We start from the raw sequence: 12,166 nt of genomic DNA, 5'->3' as shown, positions 1-12,166 counted from the left end.
GCGAAAATAGCCCGCCCGGCGAACCGGAACGGGCTATTTTGGGTTGTCTTCGATGATTGGAATGCAGCGCCGAACTAGTGGCGCTTGCCCAGCCTGTAGCTGTTGCCGCCCAGCAGGTTGACGCCGAGCCCGCTCAGGATGTTGTTGCCGCTGAGCACGTCGTTCAGCGCGGTGATCTTGCCAAGGTCGATGGATGGCGAAACATTGATCAGGCTGCCCGAATTGCCTCCCCAGCCGCCCGAACCTCCGCACCCACAACCTGCCTCGGCGGCTCCAACGGACGATGCAACTGCAACAGCGGCTAAAATAACAGTGAACTTGTTCATGAAAGCTACTCCCGTTTGATGATGGAGATGGCTTCCGTCTTCTGTGGTCTACCTCTTGTTTAACAATATATGAACACTTCATCCGCTCAAGTCTTTATCTGGTTTCGGTGCATCAATCAAAAATTAACAATAATCATTATGCATAACCGACATGATTAACTTGCTTGTGACAACGGGCGATGACGAGACCGGTCAGATCGAATGCCGCTCAGCAATAGCCGATCGGAAATACAAAAAAGCCGCCCCGGCGTGAGCCGAAGCGGGCAGCGGTCGTTTCTGGAAATGAGAGCAGCGCCGCGCCAGGTTGCCTGCCTCGGTAATTCCGAGGCAGTAGCCAACAGACGACGCGGTGCCAATAGCTACTCCTCCACCCCCGGCTTGAATCTCCGCACCACAAACTCGAACAGCACGTCCGAAATCCACATGGCGCAGACGCCGATCAGGAAGGCAGCCGCCAGCGTGGTGGTGTCGTCGGCGGGATCGGGCATCGGCAGGCCGGCGATCCTGGCGTAGGAAACCGCCGGCAGCGTCAGGTACGGTCTATAGGCCGCCAATTGATTGGTCCGGCGCCGTCTGTCCAGTTCGGCCAGCAGCGCCAGATATTCCATCTTCACGGACATCACCGGGTTCTTCGAGGAACGGTTTGACGATCGTCTCGAGGGCGCGGATGCGGCTGCGGATTTCGTCATCGCTCAGGCTGTCCATTTGGTTGATCTTGGCATCGAAATCCTTGGGCAGCACCGACAGCACGATCTTCAGATACTGGTCCGGCTTGTCGGCTCGCACCTGGGCGATCACGCCGGCGCCATAGGCGCGGAAATCAGCCCGCACGGCAGCCAGGAAATCGTCGCCCAGTGTCTTCTTGGCGCGCTTGCGGCGCGGCTTTTGCGCGGCCGGTTTGGCGGCGGGTTTGCGCTTTGCCGGCTTGCGGCGCGTTGGCCCGGCGGCGGTCTTGTCAGTCACGGACGTCACCACCCACGGCGTTGGCAGCGGGAATGCCGGCCTTCGGCATCGATCCGGCCCGGCTGGCCGGTTTCTTTGAACGAGCGGATTTCTTCCTGGTGCGCTTCTTGGCTCCCTGGACGCGCTTTGGCTTTGCCGCGTCGGCAGGCTTCGCCGCCGGGGCAGGCCTTGCCAGACCGGCCCGCGCCCTGAGACGCGCCATGACCAGACCGACAAGGTGCCCGGCGATGCCGGCCTGCGAGAACCCGAACTCGCCAGCGTCGTCCCGCACCATGCCGATCTTTATGCCGGGCGCGACCTCCTCGAGACGCCCCAGGCGTGGCTGCGGCGCAATGCCTTCGAATTCGCCGATCGCGCTGACGATTTCCTGGCCGTCAGCATCGGTGATGATGGTGGCGTAGCGGGTCATGGGTGTCTCTCGGATTGCGAAATGAGTCATCGGGCGAAGGATGGCATTCCTTGGCGCCCCCTCTGTCCTGCCGACATGTCTAGCCCAGCAACAAAAAACCCGCCTCAGGGGCGGGTCGTTGGCGCAACTCAGCACCATGGACAAAAATGTAGCATAGCTGCACTCACCCCGTCAACCGTTTTCTGAGAAAAAATTCCTAATTCGGTCAAACCCGCCGGCCGCATCCCGCACCATGCCGATCTTTACGCTGGGCGCGACCTGCTCGACACGCCCCAGGCCTGGCTGCGGCGCAGCACCTTCGAATTCGCCGATGGCGCTGACGATTTCCTGGCCGTCAGCATCGGTGATGATGGTGGCGTAGCGGGTCATGAGTGTCTCTCGGATTGCGAAATGAGTCATCGGGCGAAGGATGGCATTCCTTGGGGCCCCCCTCTGTCCTGCCGACATGTCTAGCCCAGAAACAAAAAACCCGCCTCGGCGGCGGGTCGTTGGCGCAACTCAGCACCATGGGCAAAAATGTAGCATAGCTGCACTCACCCCGTCAACCGTTTTTTGAGAAAAAATTCCTAGACCGGTCGGAACTCCCACTCGGAGCGACGCTGGCAAGCGCGTAAAACCCTGCTTTTGCCGGCGGCTGGTCATAAGCCGGCAGGTGTGAAATCATTCGTCGAAGCTCATGGAATGATTCCCGTCGCACGGCCTTGTGGGAGAGGACGATGGACAGACCAGCCATGGCATCCGTGTTCAGGATGCGGCATGCACAAGCCACGGTTTCCGGCGTGCGCAGCACCGGCCAGGGTCAGGCCGATCCAGTCATCCGCGTGCGTTCGCTGGGCGAAGCCATCCGTTTCGTCGCCAACGCCTACCCCCAATACGACATCAGCGCCGTCGCCATCAGCTGTGGGGATGTTTCGATCAGCAGCCTCGGCAACCTGGAGGTCAAGGCGCTGTGGCGCGAATATGGCGAACGGCTGACGCAGGAATAGGTTTCGCCCGCAGCCTTTCTGGAGCGGAAATGCCGCTCGCGCGTTTCAACCCCAGCCACGGGAGCAATCGCCATGAATGTCGCCAACCTGCAACTCGAAGGCCTGTTGATGGCCGTCGCCTCGATCAACCGCCTCCTGGTTCAAAAGGGGGTGCTGACGGCGGAGGAGATCGACCTGGCCTTGCGCAAGACCGAGGCCGGCGAAACCAACCAGGAGCGGTCCGAAGGCATGTCCGCGTCCAGCCGCGACGCCGTCAACTTTCCGATCCGGCTGCTGGAACTCGCCAACCAGTGCCAGCCGGAGGCGGAGATGCCGTCTTTTTCGAAGCTGGCCCGCATGGTCGGCAAGATAAAGGAACCCTACAACGACCAGCTGTGAGCGGCCGGCGTGCGTCCGCGGTGGCCCGCTGCCCTCGCCTCAAGCCCTGCCCGGCCATCCCGAATTGAGCGAAAGCACCTTGCCCGGTCCATGCACGGCCGCAAACAGCAGTCCGGCCAGGAACGAAAAATGGTCGACGAAGAAGCCGAACTCGGCCTGGTTGCCGGCCCAGTGGCTGGGTCCGTGAAAGGCGAAGCCGAGGAACAGCACATAGGCGGCGGCGACCAGGGCTGCCTGCGAGAAGAAGGCGCCGGTCAGGAAGCACAGCACCAGCGCGACTTCCAGGATCGCCGCGCACCAGGCCAGGAACAGCGGAAACGGAAAGCCGGCGGCGGCGATATAACCGGCGGTGGCGTCCATGCCCATGAATTTGAAGGTCACGGCCATCAGGAAGACGCCGGCGAAGATCAGCCGGGCGACGAGAAGGGCCCCGGTCTGCCACGGCGATTGAATGATTTGCGACGACATGCTCGTTCTCCAGCTTTGCAGGTTGCTCGCTCCTAGGACGCGCGACCGGCGTCAGATCCGACACATCAGGCCAATTTTTTTCGACAGGATCGCAGAGGGGTTTCGAAGCGTCACACCGTACGGCAAGAGCGATTTTCGGTTTGCCGGCTGACGGCATATTATTGCTCGCTCCAAGGGGGAATCGGACATGGCCAAGGCATTGACCATCGGCTCACCGCGGCATCCGGCGACGAGCACCGCCTACGAACAGGAATGCAGGGATATGCTGGTTCCGCATCTCGACGCCCTGCTCCGCAAGGTCGAGGCCGCCGGCTGGGACCGCGGGCAGGCCGCCTCGGCGCTCATGTATCTCGCCGCGATGCGGCTGAAGCCGGCCTGACGACACGCCGGCCCGGACGGCTTTCCGGCGCATAGCGATGTTGAAACTTGTTGGTAATCACGGACGTGATATCGTTAGTCGGGGCTAATGCACCGGCGTGTCGGTGCAGGGATTTTGGGTGGGCTGAAATTTGCGCACGAGCGTCAGGTTTGGGGCGACATCTCATGGCGAGCGGTCGGCACCGCTGGAGTGCAGCGGCTGCGGCGGCGCTGGCCAGGTCTTCGAATGCCCCCGCTGGACGAGTTCCAACGGCCATTGCTGCCCCGCCGGCACGCACCGGCGCGGCTGCCCCGGCCTCAGCGCGGCATGCTCCGAATGTGACGGCGACCACGCTGCCGCCGCCGACCCCATGCGGCCCACGGCCTGATACAGGGCTATCGCAGCCCAGGCCGTGTCGTCTGGTGGAACCGGCGGCGCCAATCTGTGTTATGTCGTGTTGATCGCGGGCGCCGAAGGCTGCGCGTCCCCGACAACAGAAAGCGAGGCCTGAGATGGCTGACGACAAGTCGAAGACGAAACAGGACCGCAAGCTGGTCTCGAGTGAAGAGCCCTACGAGGTTGCCGCCTTTGCCCGCAAATACGGCATCCCGCCAAGCGAGGCACAGACTATCATCAAGCGCTACGGCCCCTCGCGCAAGAAGCTCGACGCCCATATGGCGGCCCGCGGCTAGCCGAAACCATTTCGCCTGGGCGGCGTTGAAGATGCTGCGGGCCGTGTCAACCGGGCCTGGTGGTACGGTGAACAGGATGTCTTTTTCCCGGTTTCTCATCCTGGCCAACGAAACGGCAGACGAGCATCTGTCCCACCCGGCCCGCAGCGCCACGCATTGAGGGAGGTCGCCATGTCCGACACCATACGCAGGACCGGCAGCTGCCTGTGCGGCGGCGTGCAGTTCGAGGTTCACGGCCCGCCGCTGCGCGTTGGCCTGTGCCATTGCAAGGATTGCCGCAAGGCCGGCGGTTCGGTCTACTCGGCCTTTGCCATCTGGCCGCGCGAAGCCTTCGAGACCACCGGCCTCGTCAGCTCCTATGGCACGCGCAGCTTTTGCCCGACATGCGGCGGCCGCGTCGCCTGGGTCGACGACAACGAGGCCGAGGTGGCTATCGGCAGCCTCGACATCGCGCCGACCGATCTCGTGCCCGAATATGAATTGTGGACCTCCAGGCGCGAGACCTGGCTGCACGCTCTGCCCGGCACCGAACAGTTCGAGCATGACCGCCCAGCGCAGCACAGCGCCGAAGCGCCGACGCCGAGATCGCTGTCGGACATCGACGCTGAGATTTGATCTCTTGGGAAGGGAACCCTGCCCTGTCGCCGACGTTACCGGTCGCCTCTCACGCATGTCGCCCGGCGACTTGCGGCAATCATGGAGACGACCATTGAACGACAAGATGTTTCCCCGCCCCATCAGGCTAAAATTCGCGCCTGAGCGCGAGCGCATCATCCGCAGCGCCTGGGAAGGCCTGGAATGCCTCGGCGACTGGCCGGCTGGCCAGGGACGGCGCTACCGGGCGGCGTTGCGCAGTTGCCGCGATGCGCTGGATGGCTGGACGCCGGCGGAAAAAGCGATGCGGGCGATGATCGACGCCGCGCGCGAAGCAAAACTCCTCCAGTAGTTGGAAAACAGGACATGTCCGAACTCATTTTGCCCACACCGATGCGGATCAAGCCGCATGGGTCGGACACGATCCGCGACGTCGCCACGCTCAAGGATGCCAGCGAAATCCTGATCGACTGGCCGCAGGCCAAACGCGGCCCGTTCTACCAGGCGGCGCGCGAGAAGGTCGAAGCCGCATTGGAAACCGGGACAGGCGCCGCCGAGGCGCAGGAAGCGTTCGCAGCGCTCTGCAGCCATGCCGGCGTGCTGGTGCGGTAGGTGTCAAAGGAAGCAGACGGGGCGTCGTGCCTCGCCTGCTTTGTCATTTCGTTGGAAGCTCGCCCTGGACAATCGGCTGAGAGGTTTCGAAGCCAAAACTCTTCGGCGCCAGAAGAATCAAGGCAATCACGATGGCTATCGAGGCAAGCAACGTGGCCGTGGTCGCAATATCTCTCACGATAATCTCTCCGAATTCCAAGTCGTGAGAGAAACGCTCCTGAGATAACGAGGTTCCATTAGCTTGCGCGATAATACCGGCCAGCGGCGTTTATTGCTTCGGCGGCTGGGGCGGCACTTCACCCGGCTTGATCACCGGCGTCTTGCCTTCCTCGGGGGCCGGCGCCGCCATGCCCTGGTCGCCCGTCGGGGGCGGTTTCAGCACGCCGCCGCAATCGTTGAGCTTCGCGGTCAAATTGCCGTCATCGGCCTGCTGTCCAGGCTGCTGTTTTGCCCCTTGCCCGGTCTGAGCCCTGCATTTGTCGGCCTGTGCCTGGCTGTCGTTCTGCTGCTGGGCCGCGGCCGGCACTGCCAGCGCCAGCATGAGGCCTAGTGGCATGATGGCAAGAATTCTCATCACTGCCTCCTTCTTTCTTTCACGGTCGCCCGCGGCGACCTTCCTTTCAAAGGGACAACGCCTGTCGATGAAAAAGGTTGGCCGCCTCGCCGCGCGGCATTGCAACCAAACCCGTTTGCCGGCCGTTGCGCGTGCCGGAGGCGATCATGTTCGAAGGTTTTCAAGGCGCGGAAATCGACACCGGCGATGCCGGCATATTCTGCCTGCGCGCCGGCGGCGGGCCACCGCTGCTGTTGCTGCACGGCTTTCCGCAAACGCATCTGATGTGGCGCGACATCGCCCCCGCTCTGGCCAGCCGGTTCAGCGTCGTCTGCGCCGACCTGCGCGGCTATGGCCGCAGTTCGTGTCCGGCATCCACTCCCGACCACGCCCCCTATGCCAAGCGCACCATGGCCGCCGATATGACGAGGCTGATGGAGAAGCTGGGTTTCAGCAGCTTCATGGTCGCCGGCCATGATCGCGGAGGGCGTGTCGCCTACCGCATGGCGCTCGATCATCGGGGCAGCATCGACAAGCTCGCCGTTCTCGACATCGTGCCGACCGCCGATGCCTGGGACCGGGCCGACGCCAGGCTGGCGCTGGGTTATTGGCCATGGTCGCTGCTGGCGCAGCCCGAGCCGTTGCCGGAAAAGATCCTGTCCGGCGCCGCCGAGGCGATCGTCGACAATGCGCTCAACGGCTGGGGCTCGTCGTCATCGGCGTTTCCAGCCGAAGTGCGTCAGGCCTATGTCGAGGCCTTGCGCGCGCCTGCCCACGCCCATGCCATCTGCGAGGAATATCGGGCGGCAGCCACGCTCGATCGCGAGCACGACCATGCCGACAAGGCAGCCGGCCGGCGCATTCGCTGCCCGCTGCTGGCGCTATGGAGCGGTCAGGGCGCGTTGGCGGATTGGTATGCCGGCAAAGGCGGGCCGCTGGCGCTGTGGCGCGGCTGGGCCGACGATGTGCGCGGCCAGGCGATGCCGGGCGGGCACTTCTTTCCCGAGGAGAACCCGGCGCGCACGGCCGATCTGCTGGCCCGCTTCTTCGGTGAAACCAGTCACGGCGTTTTCCGGCGATCGGAATTACCTTCGCCCTTCCTTTGATCGGGCCGAAGCCCCCTCCTTCTCCGCCTTTGCCTGACTTCCTTCATCACCGGCGGCAAGGCCGGGTCCGCGTTCGAACCGGCGCAGAAAGCCGGCAACGATCAGCACGATCAGCGTGCCGAACCCGGCCACTTGCCAAAGACCCAGTCCGCAGGCGACGCCGATCGCGCCCGCCAGCCACATGCCGGCGCCGGTCGTCAGCCCATGCACCTCGCCGCGCGAAAACATGATCGAGCCGGCGGCGAGGAAAGCGACGCCGGCGGTCACCGCCTCGACCACCCGGATCGGATCGACCTTGACCGATTCCCCCGCGAACATCGGCGCGTGCACGATCTCGACCGTCAGGATGCCGAAGGTGGCGGCGGCGACGCAGACGAGAATATGCGTGCGAAGTCCGGCCGGGCGATTGCGCCATTCGCGTTCGAAACCGATGACCGCGCCATAGAGCGTCGCCAGCAACAGCCGCGCGGCGATGACCGGAAACGAGGTGTAGGTGGAATGGCCGAATTCCTCGACGAGCTGTTCCATGATGTCCCCTCCGAAAGCTTCACGCCACAACGCGGCCGCCGGGTCACGGTTCCTGAATCCACGGCCGGGTGCGGCAAGGATGCGGCCGCTTTTGAAAACGCATCTGCCAAAGGGAGGTTGATGGAACCAACCCTCAAGGGCTCAGGAAGGCTCGGTTTCGGGCAGGTCGGCGCCGAGCTGCGGAACGATGATCGAAGCCAGCGGCGCCGTCAGGGACCAGCTGAGATGGCCCGGGCTGCGATCCAGCACCGCCAGGCCGTTCAGCGATTGCGGCGCGACCCGTTGCAGGACGACGGTGCCGAAACCCTTGCGCGTGCTTTCGTCCCGACGCTCTCCCTCACGTACCGGCATCGTCTCGTCCCAGAGCAGATGGATTTCCAGCTTGTCCGAAGCGCCTTCGACGATCCGCCAGGTAATCTCCAGCCGCCCGGCCTCGCTCGCCAGCGCGCCATATTTGGAAGAGTTGGTGCCGAGCTCATGAAACGCCATGCCGAGATTTTGCACGGCATTCGGCTGCAAGGTCAAAAGCGGTCCCGACAGCGATACCCGCGCCTCGTGACCGAACGGCTTGAGCTGCTCCTGGGCGAGGTCGAAGAGGCTGGCGCCGGCCCATTCCGAGTTCACCAGCAGATCGTGCGACCGCGACAGCGCCATGATGCGGGAGCGGATCAACTCCTCGAACTCGCGCGGATCGGTCGAGCGTTTGCTGGTCTCCCGGATCATCGAGAGGATCACCGCGAACTGGTTCTTGACGCGATGGTTCACCTCGCGGAGCAAAAGCCTGATCCGGCGCTCGCTCTCCTTGCTGGCGGTGATGTCGCGGGCGATCTTCGAGGCGCCGATGATCTCGCCGGACGCGTTCCTGATCGGCGAAATGGTCAGCGACACGGCGATGAGGCCGCCATCCTTGTGCCGGCGGATCGTCTCATAGCTGGCCAGGAGTTCACCCCTGCGAACCCGGCTGATGATGTCGGTCTCTTCATCCTTGAGATGATCGGGGATGAGCATGAGCACGGAGCGGCCGACGGCCTCTTCGGCGGTGTAGCCGAACATGCGTTGCGCCGCCGCGTTCCAACTGGTGATGATGCTGTTCAGATCCTTGCTGACGATGGCGTCGAAGGACGAATCGACAATCGCCGCCAAACGCGCATCGGCGGTGATGGCGATCAAGGCATCACGGCCCGCCAAATCTGTCACTGTCGACCCCTTCTCCCTCATGCGCGGATTTCGCGCATGGCCACCAATGCGCCGCGGTGCGTTTTGGTTGCAATCGCCTCCAACATTCCTCCCAGGAACAGTCCGGGCAGTTCATGTCCGGAACCTTGCGCGCCTGCGCGAGTTGCACCCGACACCCCCATGGACGGCTCAATAAGGAGGCACACAATGAGCGACGGCAACAGCGATCTCGACCGGGTCTGGAAACTGATGGACAGGATCGGTTTCTGTATGCTCGCCACTCGCGAAGGCGATGACATCCGCTCGCGACCGATGGCGGCGCATGTGGTGCGCGACGAAAACGCCATCTACTTCCTCACCGATGTCGACAGTCACAAGGATGACGAGATCGAAGCCGAGCCCAATGTCGGCCTCGCCTTCGCCGATTCAGGCGGCCAGAAATATGTTTCCGTCAGCGGTCTGGCGGCGGTTTCGAACGACCGCGCCAAAATCAGGGAGTTGTGGTCGACCCCTGCCAAGGCCTGGTGGGACAGTGCCGATGACCCTTCGATCCGCGTGCTTAAGGTGACGCCGAAAGACGCCCAGTATTGGGACAGCCCCGGCACCGTGGTCAGCTATGTGAAGATGCTGGCCGCAACGGTCAGCGACAGCCGCCCGGAAATCGGTGACACCGGTAAGGTCAGGATGTAGCCGGACGGCGTTGAAAATCACCACATCAGTCAGATGTACGAATGCCGGCGGGTCGCATTTGACATATTGCTGGCGGCATACCGGCGCGGATCAGTCTGGCTTGGGAGGGTCAGGGGCATTCGGCACTGGATCGGCGTCAGTATCCCTTTGCGGACAGTCCTCATAGCTGTGGTCGCGCCCGCCGCAGAAAGAACAGCACATGGCCTCGCGATCCCCGTTTCCGGGCCGCCATTGCGGGGTTTCGTAGGGCTTCCTGCCATCCATCCCCAGCAATGCGCGACGGACCATTTGGTTGCGCCGCCACAGACGGCCAGCCGGCGGTTGCGGAACCACCCGCCGGGATGCGAGTTTCGGCCGATACATCCATTCGAGGGAACAGCCATGCCGATGCGCCGAATTGCCTTGATGACGGCAGCGATCCTGCTGGCCGCGACCGGCCTTGCCGAAGCCAGGCCCGACACCCGCACGATGAGTTGCGACCAACTCCGGCAACTGCTCCAAAGCCATCATGCCGTGGTGCTGACCACCGGACCCAACACCTATGACCGCTATGTCAGGCAGTTCGGCAACGAATGCGACTGGCCGGAGGTGCCGATGTCGGCCTATGTCCCGACCCGCGACGGCAGCTGCCCGGTCTACCGCTGCGAGGAACCTGTCACCAACTTTCCGGACTGACACCGCGCTTCCAATCGGCTTTGCCGCCCCCGTGCGTTGATCCCGGCGCGCGAACCGTCTAGGGGTGGGGCGCAACGTGCATTTTCCCGCTTCGTCTAATGGTAGGACAGCGCCCTTTGAAGGCGTGAATCGAGGTTCGAGCCCTTGAGCGGGAACCAGCAACCAACCGTTCGCCTGCTCAAAGCGCGCAGGGCTGGCCAGCCGCATCGGCGTATTAGAGAACGCTTGTATTTCGCCCCAAGCAGGATCATCATCCAGTCCGTCAGTGGATTGAAGGGGTGCAGCGCCATGGAACTGAGTTGCTTTGACGGGGGCGTCCTTGCATCGACGATGTCCCTGAACGTCACGGCGGTTTTCATAATATTGACCGCATTTGCCGCACTTCGGCTGGTTGCAATGTCAGGCAAAGGTTCTGTCGACCAACTCCAGACGGCGTAGCCCGCAGGGGATCTCCGGTTCAGGAGAAGGCATATGGCCGCGAGAAAAGTGATAGCCGTCAAGGATTGGTCTTGCGGCATGAGCGACGAGCTCGGCCGCGTCGTCCTGACCATCAACCCGACCGAGGGTGAGCCCATCCTGGTTTTGATGACAATCTTCCAGGCGGCAAGGATGGCCGGGGAATTGCGGGCTCCGAAACTCGTCTCCATGCCTCGGTGACGCCACGCCCCTGGGCAAATCGGATCAAGCTCGCCGGGGCAGCCCCAACGCCCTCCCCAGCGAGCTGTTGCTCCGTTACGATGAACGATGGAGCAATTACTGCTTTACGAATCCAGGCGCCATTAAGTTGCGTCCGGCTCCTGAAACCATTTCGCGGACCCTGCGTTGACCACCGGGCCGACACAGGAGACATCTCATGACCGTCAACTGCCGCATATCGATCGACAACCGGCCGGAGGCCACGGACGCCGTTTTCCAGGCGGTTCCCCGGATCGGCGAAAGTGTTGCGCTGTCGATCGACGGAACCACGCAGGATCTGCGGGTATCGCGCGTCGTGCACGTCACCAATGGCAGCCTGGAAGGTGCCGCGATAATCGTCGAAGTGACGACCAACATCCTCTGAACCGAGAGTCTCGTCCCGGTACGCCAGCCGGCGCCGCGTCGCGGCAACTGCCGACCGGCCTACGGGACCAGGCGGCTCAGGCGCGGTGAACCGCCCTACTCCTTGCCGCCGTCGGAAATGCCGTTGCCGCCGGCGGTTGGCAGGATGCCGAAGTCTTGCGACTTCGTCCCTTGCTCCGCCGTCAGGAAGCCATCCGAGGCAAGACCGCGCCGCAGCAATTCCCTCACGGCGGCCGAACGGCTCGGCATGCGCTTGTCGAAGCGCCAGTTTTCCAGCGCCGCCAGTTCGTCTGACGTCAGCATGATCTGCAACCGTTCCGGGCGTTCCAGTTCAGTCATCGCGCTTCCCTCGCTCCGCACCATGAATACGTAGAATGAGTATTCAACTTACTCAACTCATAGTTAGAAAACCGCTCCTAGCGCGTCAAGACCTCGCGATGGGTGAACCGCTTGTCATGCTCATGAAGAGCCTGATGCGTATTCGGCGTAACACACACAGTTGCACAACTATGCTAACTGTTTGATTTGTTTGGGTATTATTTAATTAGTGACTTGCCAAGCCCAAGCCCCTGCCGCATTGTGCAACCTGAACA

The 12,166-nt window shown here is 62.8% G+C and carries 23 protein-coding genes and 1 tRNA gene; 13 read left to right on the top strand and 11 right to left on the bottom strand.

Annotated features, from left to right (window positions below):
• Positions 1–74: 74 nt before the first annotated feature.
• From NKI66_RS16965 to NKI66_RS16945, 5 genes are all read right to left on the bottom strand, one after another.
• Positions 75–326, bottom strand: a complete 252-nt coding sequence (locus NKI66_RS16965) for a hypothetical protein (RefSeq protein WP_352752324.1) — start codon at positions 324–326, stop codon at positions 75–77.
• A gap of 359 nt (positions 327–685) precedes the next feature.
• Complete coding sequence (locus NKI66_RS16960; protein ID WP_352752323.1) at positions 686–880, bottom strand: hypothetical protein; 195 nt, start codon at positions 878–880, stop codon at positions 686–688.
• Positions 867–1,289: a hypothetical protein gene (locus NKI66_RS16955; protein WP_023813809.1), complete on the bottom strand. Its 423-nt coding sequence runs from the start codon at positions 1,287–1,289 to the stop codon at positions 867–869. Before NKI66_RS16955 ends, NKI66_RS16960 begins: the two co-directional genes overlap by 14 nt.
• Positions 1,282–1,698, bottom strand: a complete 417-nt coding sequence (locus NKI66_RS16950; RefSeq protein ID WP_023813810.1) for a hypothetical protein — start codon at positions 1,696–1,698, stop codon at positions 1,282–1,284. Before NKI66_RS16950 ends, NKI66_RS16955 begins: the two co-directional genes overlap by 8 nt.
• A gap of 171 nt (positions 1,699–1,869) precedes the next feature.
• Entirely contained in the window at positions 1,870–2,067 is a 198-nt protein-coding gene (locus tag NKI66_RS16945) for a hypothetical protein (protein WP_023813811.1), read from the bottom strand.
• A gap of 347 nt (positions 2,068–2,414) precedes the next feature.
• Between NKI66_RS16945 and NKI66_RS16940 the strand changes: the two genes are divergently transcribed.
• Together NKI66_RS16940 and NKI66_RS16935 are read left to right on the top strand one after the other, a co-directional pair.
• Complete coding sequence (locus NKI66_RS16940; protein WP_127398148.1) at positions 2,415–2,684, top strand: hypothetical protein; 270 nt, start codon at positions 2,415–2,417, stop codon at positions 2,682–2,684.
• A gap of 72 nt (positions 2,685–2,756) precedes the next feature.
• Positions 2,757–3,062, top strand: coding sequence for a hypothetical protein (locus NKI66_RS16935; protein ID WP_023813813.1), 306 nt, complete (start codon positions 2,757–2,759; stop codon positions 3,060–3,062).
• 39 nt (positions 3,063–3,101) lie between these two features.
• Here NKI66_RS16935 and NKI66_RS16930 read toward each other — a convergent pair whose 3' ends face one another.
• The gene (locus NKI66_RS16930; protein WP_292336862.1) at positions 3,102–3,530 is read right to left on the bottom strand and encodes a DoxX family protein; all 429 of its coding nucleotides are present in this window, start codon (positions 3,528–3,530) and stop codon (positions 3,102–3,104) included.
• 187 nt (positions 3,531–3,717) lie between these two features.
• On the opposite strand from NKI66_RS16930, the gene NKI66_RS16925 reads away from it, so the two are divergent.
• From NKI66_RS16925 to NKI66_RS16905, 5 genes are all read left to right on the top strand, one after another.
• Positions 3,718–3,909, top strand: a complete 192-nt coding sequence (locus NKI66_RS16925) for a hypothetical protein (RefSeq protein ID WP_352752321.1) — start codon at positions 3,718–3,720, stop codon at positions 3,907–3,909.
• A 491-nt stretch (positions 3,910–4,400) separates the two neighbouring features.
• Positions 4,401–4,580 (top strand): DUF3606 domain-containing protein, encoded by a 180-nt coding sequence (locus NKI66_RS16920; RefSeq protein WP_024501602.1) that lies wholly within the window; start codon positions 4,401–4,403, stop codon positions 4,578–4,580.
• Between the two features lie 171 nt (positions 4,581–4,751).
• Complete coding sequence (locus NKI66_RS16915) at positions 4,752–5,195, top strand: GFA family protein (protein WP_127270773.1); 444 nt, start codon at positions 4,752–4,754, stop codon at positions 5,193–5,195.
• 94 nt (positions 5,196–5,289) lie between these two features.
• Positions 5,290–5,526 carry a DUF982 domain-containing protein gene (locus NKI66_RS16910; RefSeq protein ID WP_023813818.1) on the top strand — a complete coding sequence of 79 codons (237 nt, stop codon included), beginning with the start codon at positions 5,290–5,292 and terminating at the stop codon, positions 5,524–5,526.
• Between the two features lie 14 nt (positions 5,527–5,540).
• The gene (locus NKI66_RS16905) at positions 5,541–5,786 is read left to right on the top strand and encodes a DUF982 domain-containing protein (RefSeq protein WP_127271133.1); all 246 of its coding nucleotides are present in this window, start codon (positions 5,541–5,543) and stop codon (positions 5,784–5,786) included.
• 43 nt (positions 5,787–5,829) lie between these two features.
• On the opposite strand, the gene NKI66_RS16900 is transcribed toward NKI66_RS16905, so the two are convergent.
• Positions 5,830–5,964 carry a hypothetical protein gene (locus NKI66_RS16900; protein ID WP_255337188.1) on the bottom strand — a complete coding sequence of 45 codons (135 nt, stop codon included), beginning with the start codon at positions 5,962–5,964 and terminating at the stop codon, positions 5,830–5,832.
• Positions 5,965–6,054: 90 nt separating this feature from the next.
• Entirely contained in the window at positions 6,055–6,360 is a 306-nt protein-coding gene (locus NKI66_RS16895) for a hypothetical protein (RefSeq protein ID WP_352752318.1), read from the bottom strand.
• A gap of 146 nt (positions 6,361–6,506) precedes the next feature.
• Here NKI66_RS16895 and NKI66_RS16890 point away from each other — a divergent pair, with 146 nt between their 5' ends.
• On the top strand, positions 6,507–7,445 hold the full coding sequence (locus NKI66_RS16890) for an alpha/beta fold hydrolase (protein WP_352752317.1): 939 nt from the start codon (positions 6,507–6,509) through the stop codon (positions 7,443–7,445).
• Here NKI66_RS16890 and NKI66_RS16885 read toward each other — a convergent pair.
• Positions 7,425–7,973 carry an MgtC/SapB family protein gene (locus NKI66_RS16885; RefSeq protein WP_352752315.1) on the bottom strand — a complete coding sequence of 183 codons (549 nt, stop codon included), beginning with the start codon at positions 7,971–7,973 and terminating at the stop codon, positions 7,425–7,427. The two genes, NKI66_RS16890 and NKI66_RS16885, sit on opposite strands and share 21 nt — an antisense overlap.
• Before the next feature lie 141 nt (positions 7,974–8,114).
• Positions 8,115–9,191, bottom strand: a complete 1,077-nt coding sequence (locus NKI66_RS16880; protein WP_502900943.1) for a sensor histidine kinase — start codon at positions 9,189–9,191, stop codon at positions 8,115–8,117.
• Positions 9,192–9,356: 165 nt separating this feature from the next.
• Here NKI66_RS16880 and NKI66_RS16875 point away from each other — a divergent pair, with 165 nt between their 5' ends.
• From NKI66_RS16875 to NKI66_RS16855, 5 genes are all read left to right on the top strand, one after another.
• The gene (locus NKI66_RS16875) at positions 9,357–9,839 is read left to right on the top strand and encodes a pyridoxamine 5'-phosphate oxidase family protein (protein WP_128307677.1); all 483 of its coding nucleotides are present in this window, start codon (positions 9,357–9,359) and stop codon (positions 9,837–9,839) included.
• A 381-nt stretch (positions 9,840–10,220) separates the two neighbouring features.
• Positions 10,221–10,514 carry a hypothetical protein gene (locus NKI66_RS16870; RefSeq protein ID WP_352752311.1) on the top strand — a complete coding sequence of 98 codons (294 nt, stop codon included), beginning with the start codon at positions 10,221–10,223 and terminating at the stop codon, positions 10,512–10,514.
• Between the two features lie 84 nt (positions 10,515–10,598).
• Positions 10,599–10,672, top strand: a tRNA-Gln gene (locus NKI66_RS16865).
• Positions 10,673–10,985: 313 nt separating this feature from the next.
• The gene (locus NKI66_RS16860; RefSeq protein WP_127331685.1) at positions 10,986–11,171 is read left to right on the top strand and encodes a hypothetical protein; all 186 of its coding nucleotides are present in this window, start codon (positions 10,986–10,988) and stop codon (positions 11,169–11,171) included.
• 196 nt (positions 11,172–11,367) lie between these two features.
• The gene (locus NKI66_RS16855) at positions 11,368–11,574 is read left to right on the top strand and encodes a hypothetical protein (protein WP_127331684.1); all 207 of its coding nucleotides are present in this window, start codon (positions 11,368–11,370) and stop codon (positions 11,572–11,574) included.
• 95 nt (positions 11,575–11,669) lie between these two features.
• Here NKI66_RS16855 and NKI66_RS16850 read toward each other — a convergent pair whose 3' ends face one another.
• On the bottom strand, positions 11,670–11,912 hold the full coding sequence (locus NKI66_RS16850) for a hypothetical protein (RefSeq protein ID WP_127269195.1): 243 nt from the start codon (positions 11,910–11,912) through the stop codon (positions 11,670–11,672).
• Positions 11,913–12,166: the final 254 nt, after the last annotated feature.

The sequence above is a fragment of the Mesorhizobium sp. M0518 genome (assembly GCF_040321125.1).
Taxonomy (GTDB): Bacteria; Pseudomonadota; Alphaproteobacteria; order Rhizobiales; family Rhizobiaceae; genus Mesorhizobium.
Note: the sequence above shows the minus strand (reverse complement) of the source record. Positions and strands in the feature narration are given on the sequence as shown.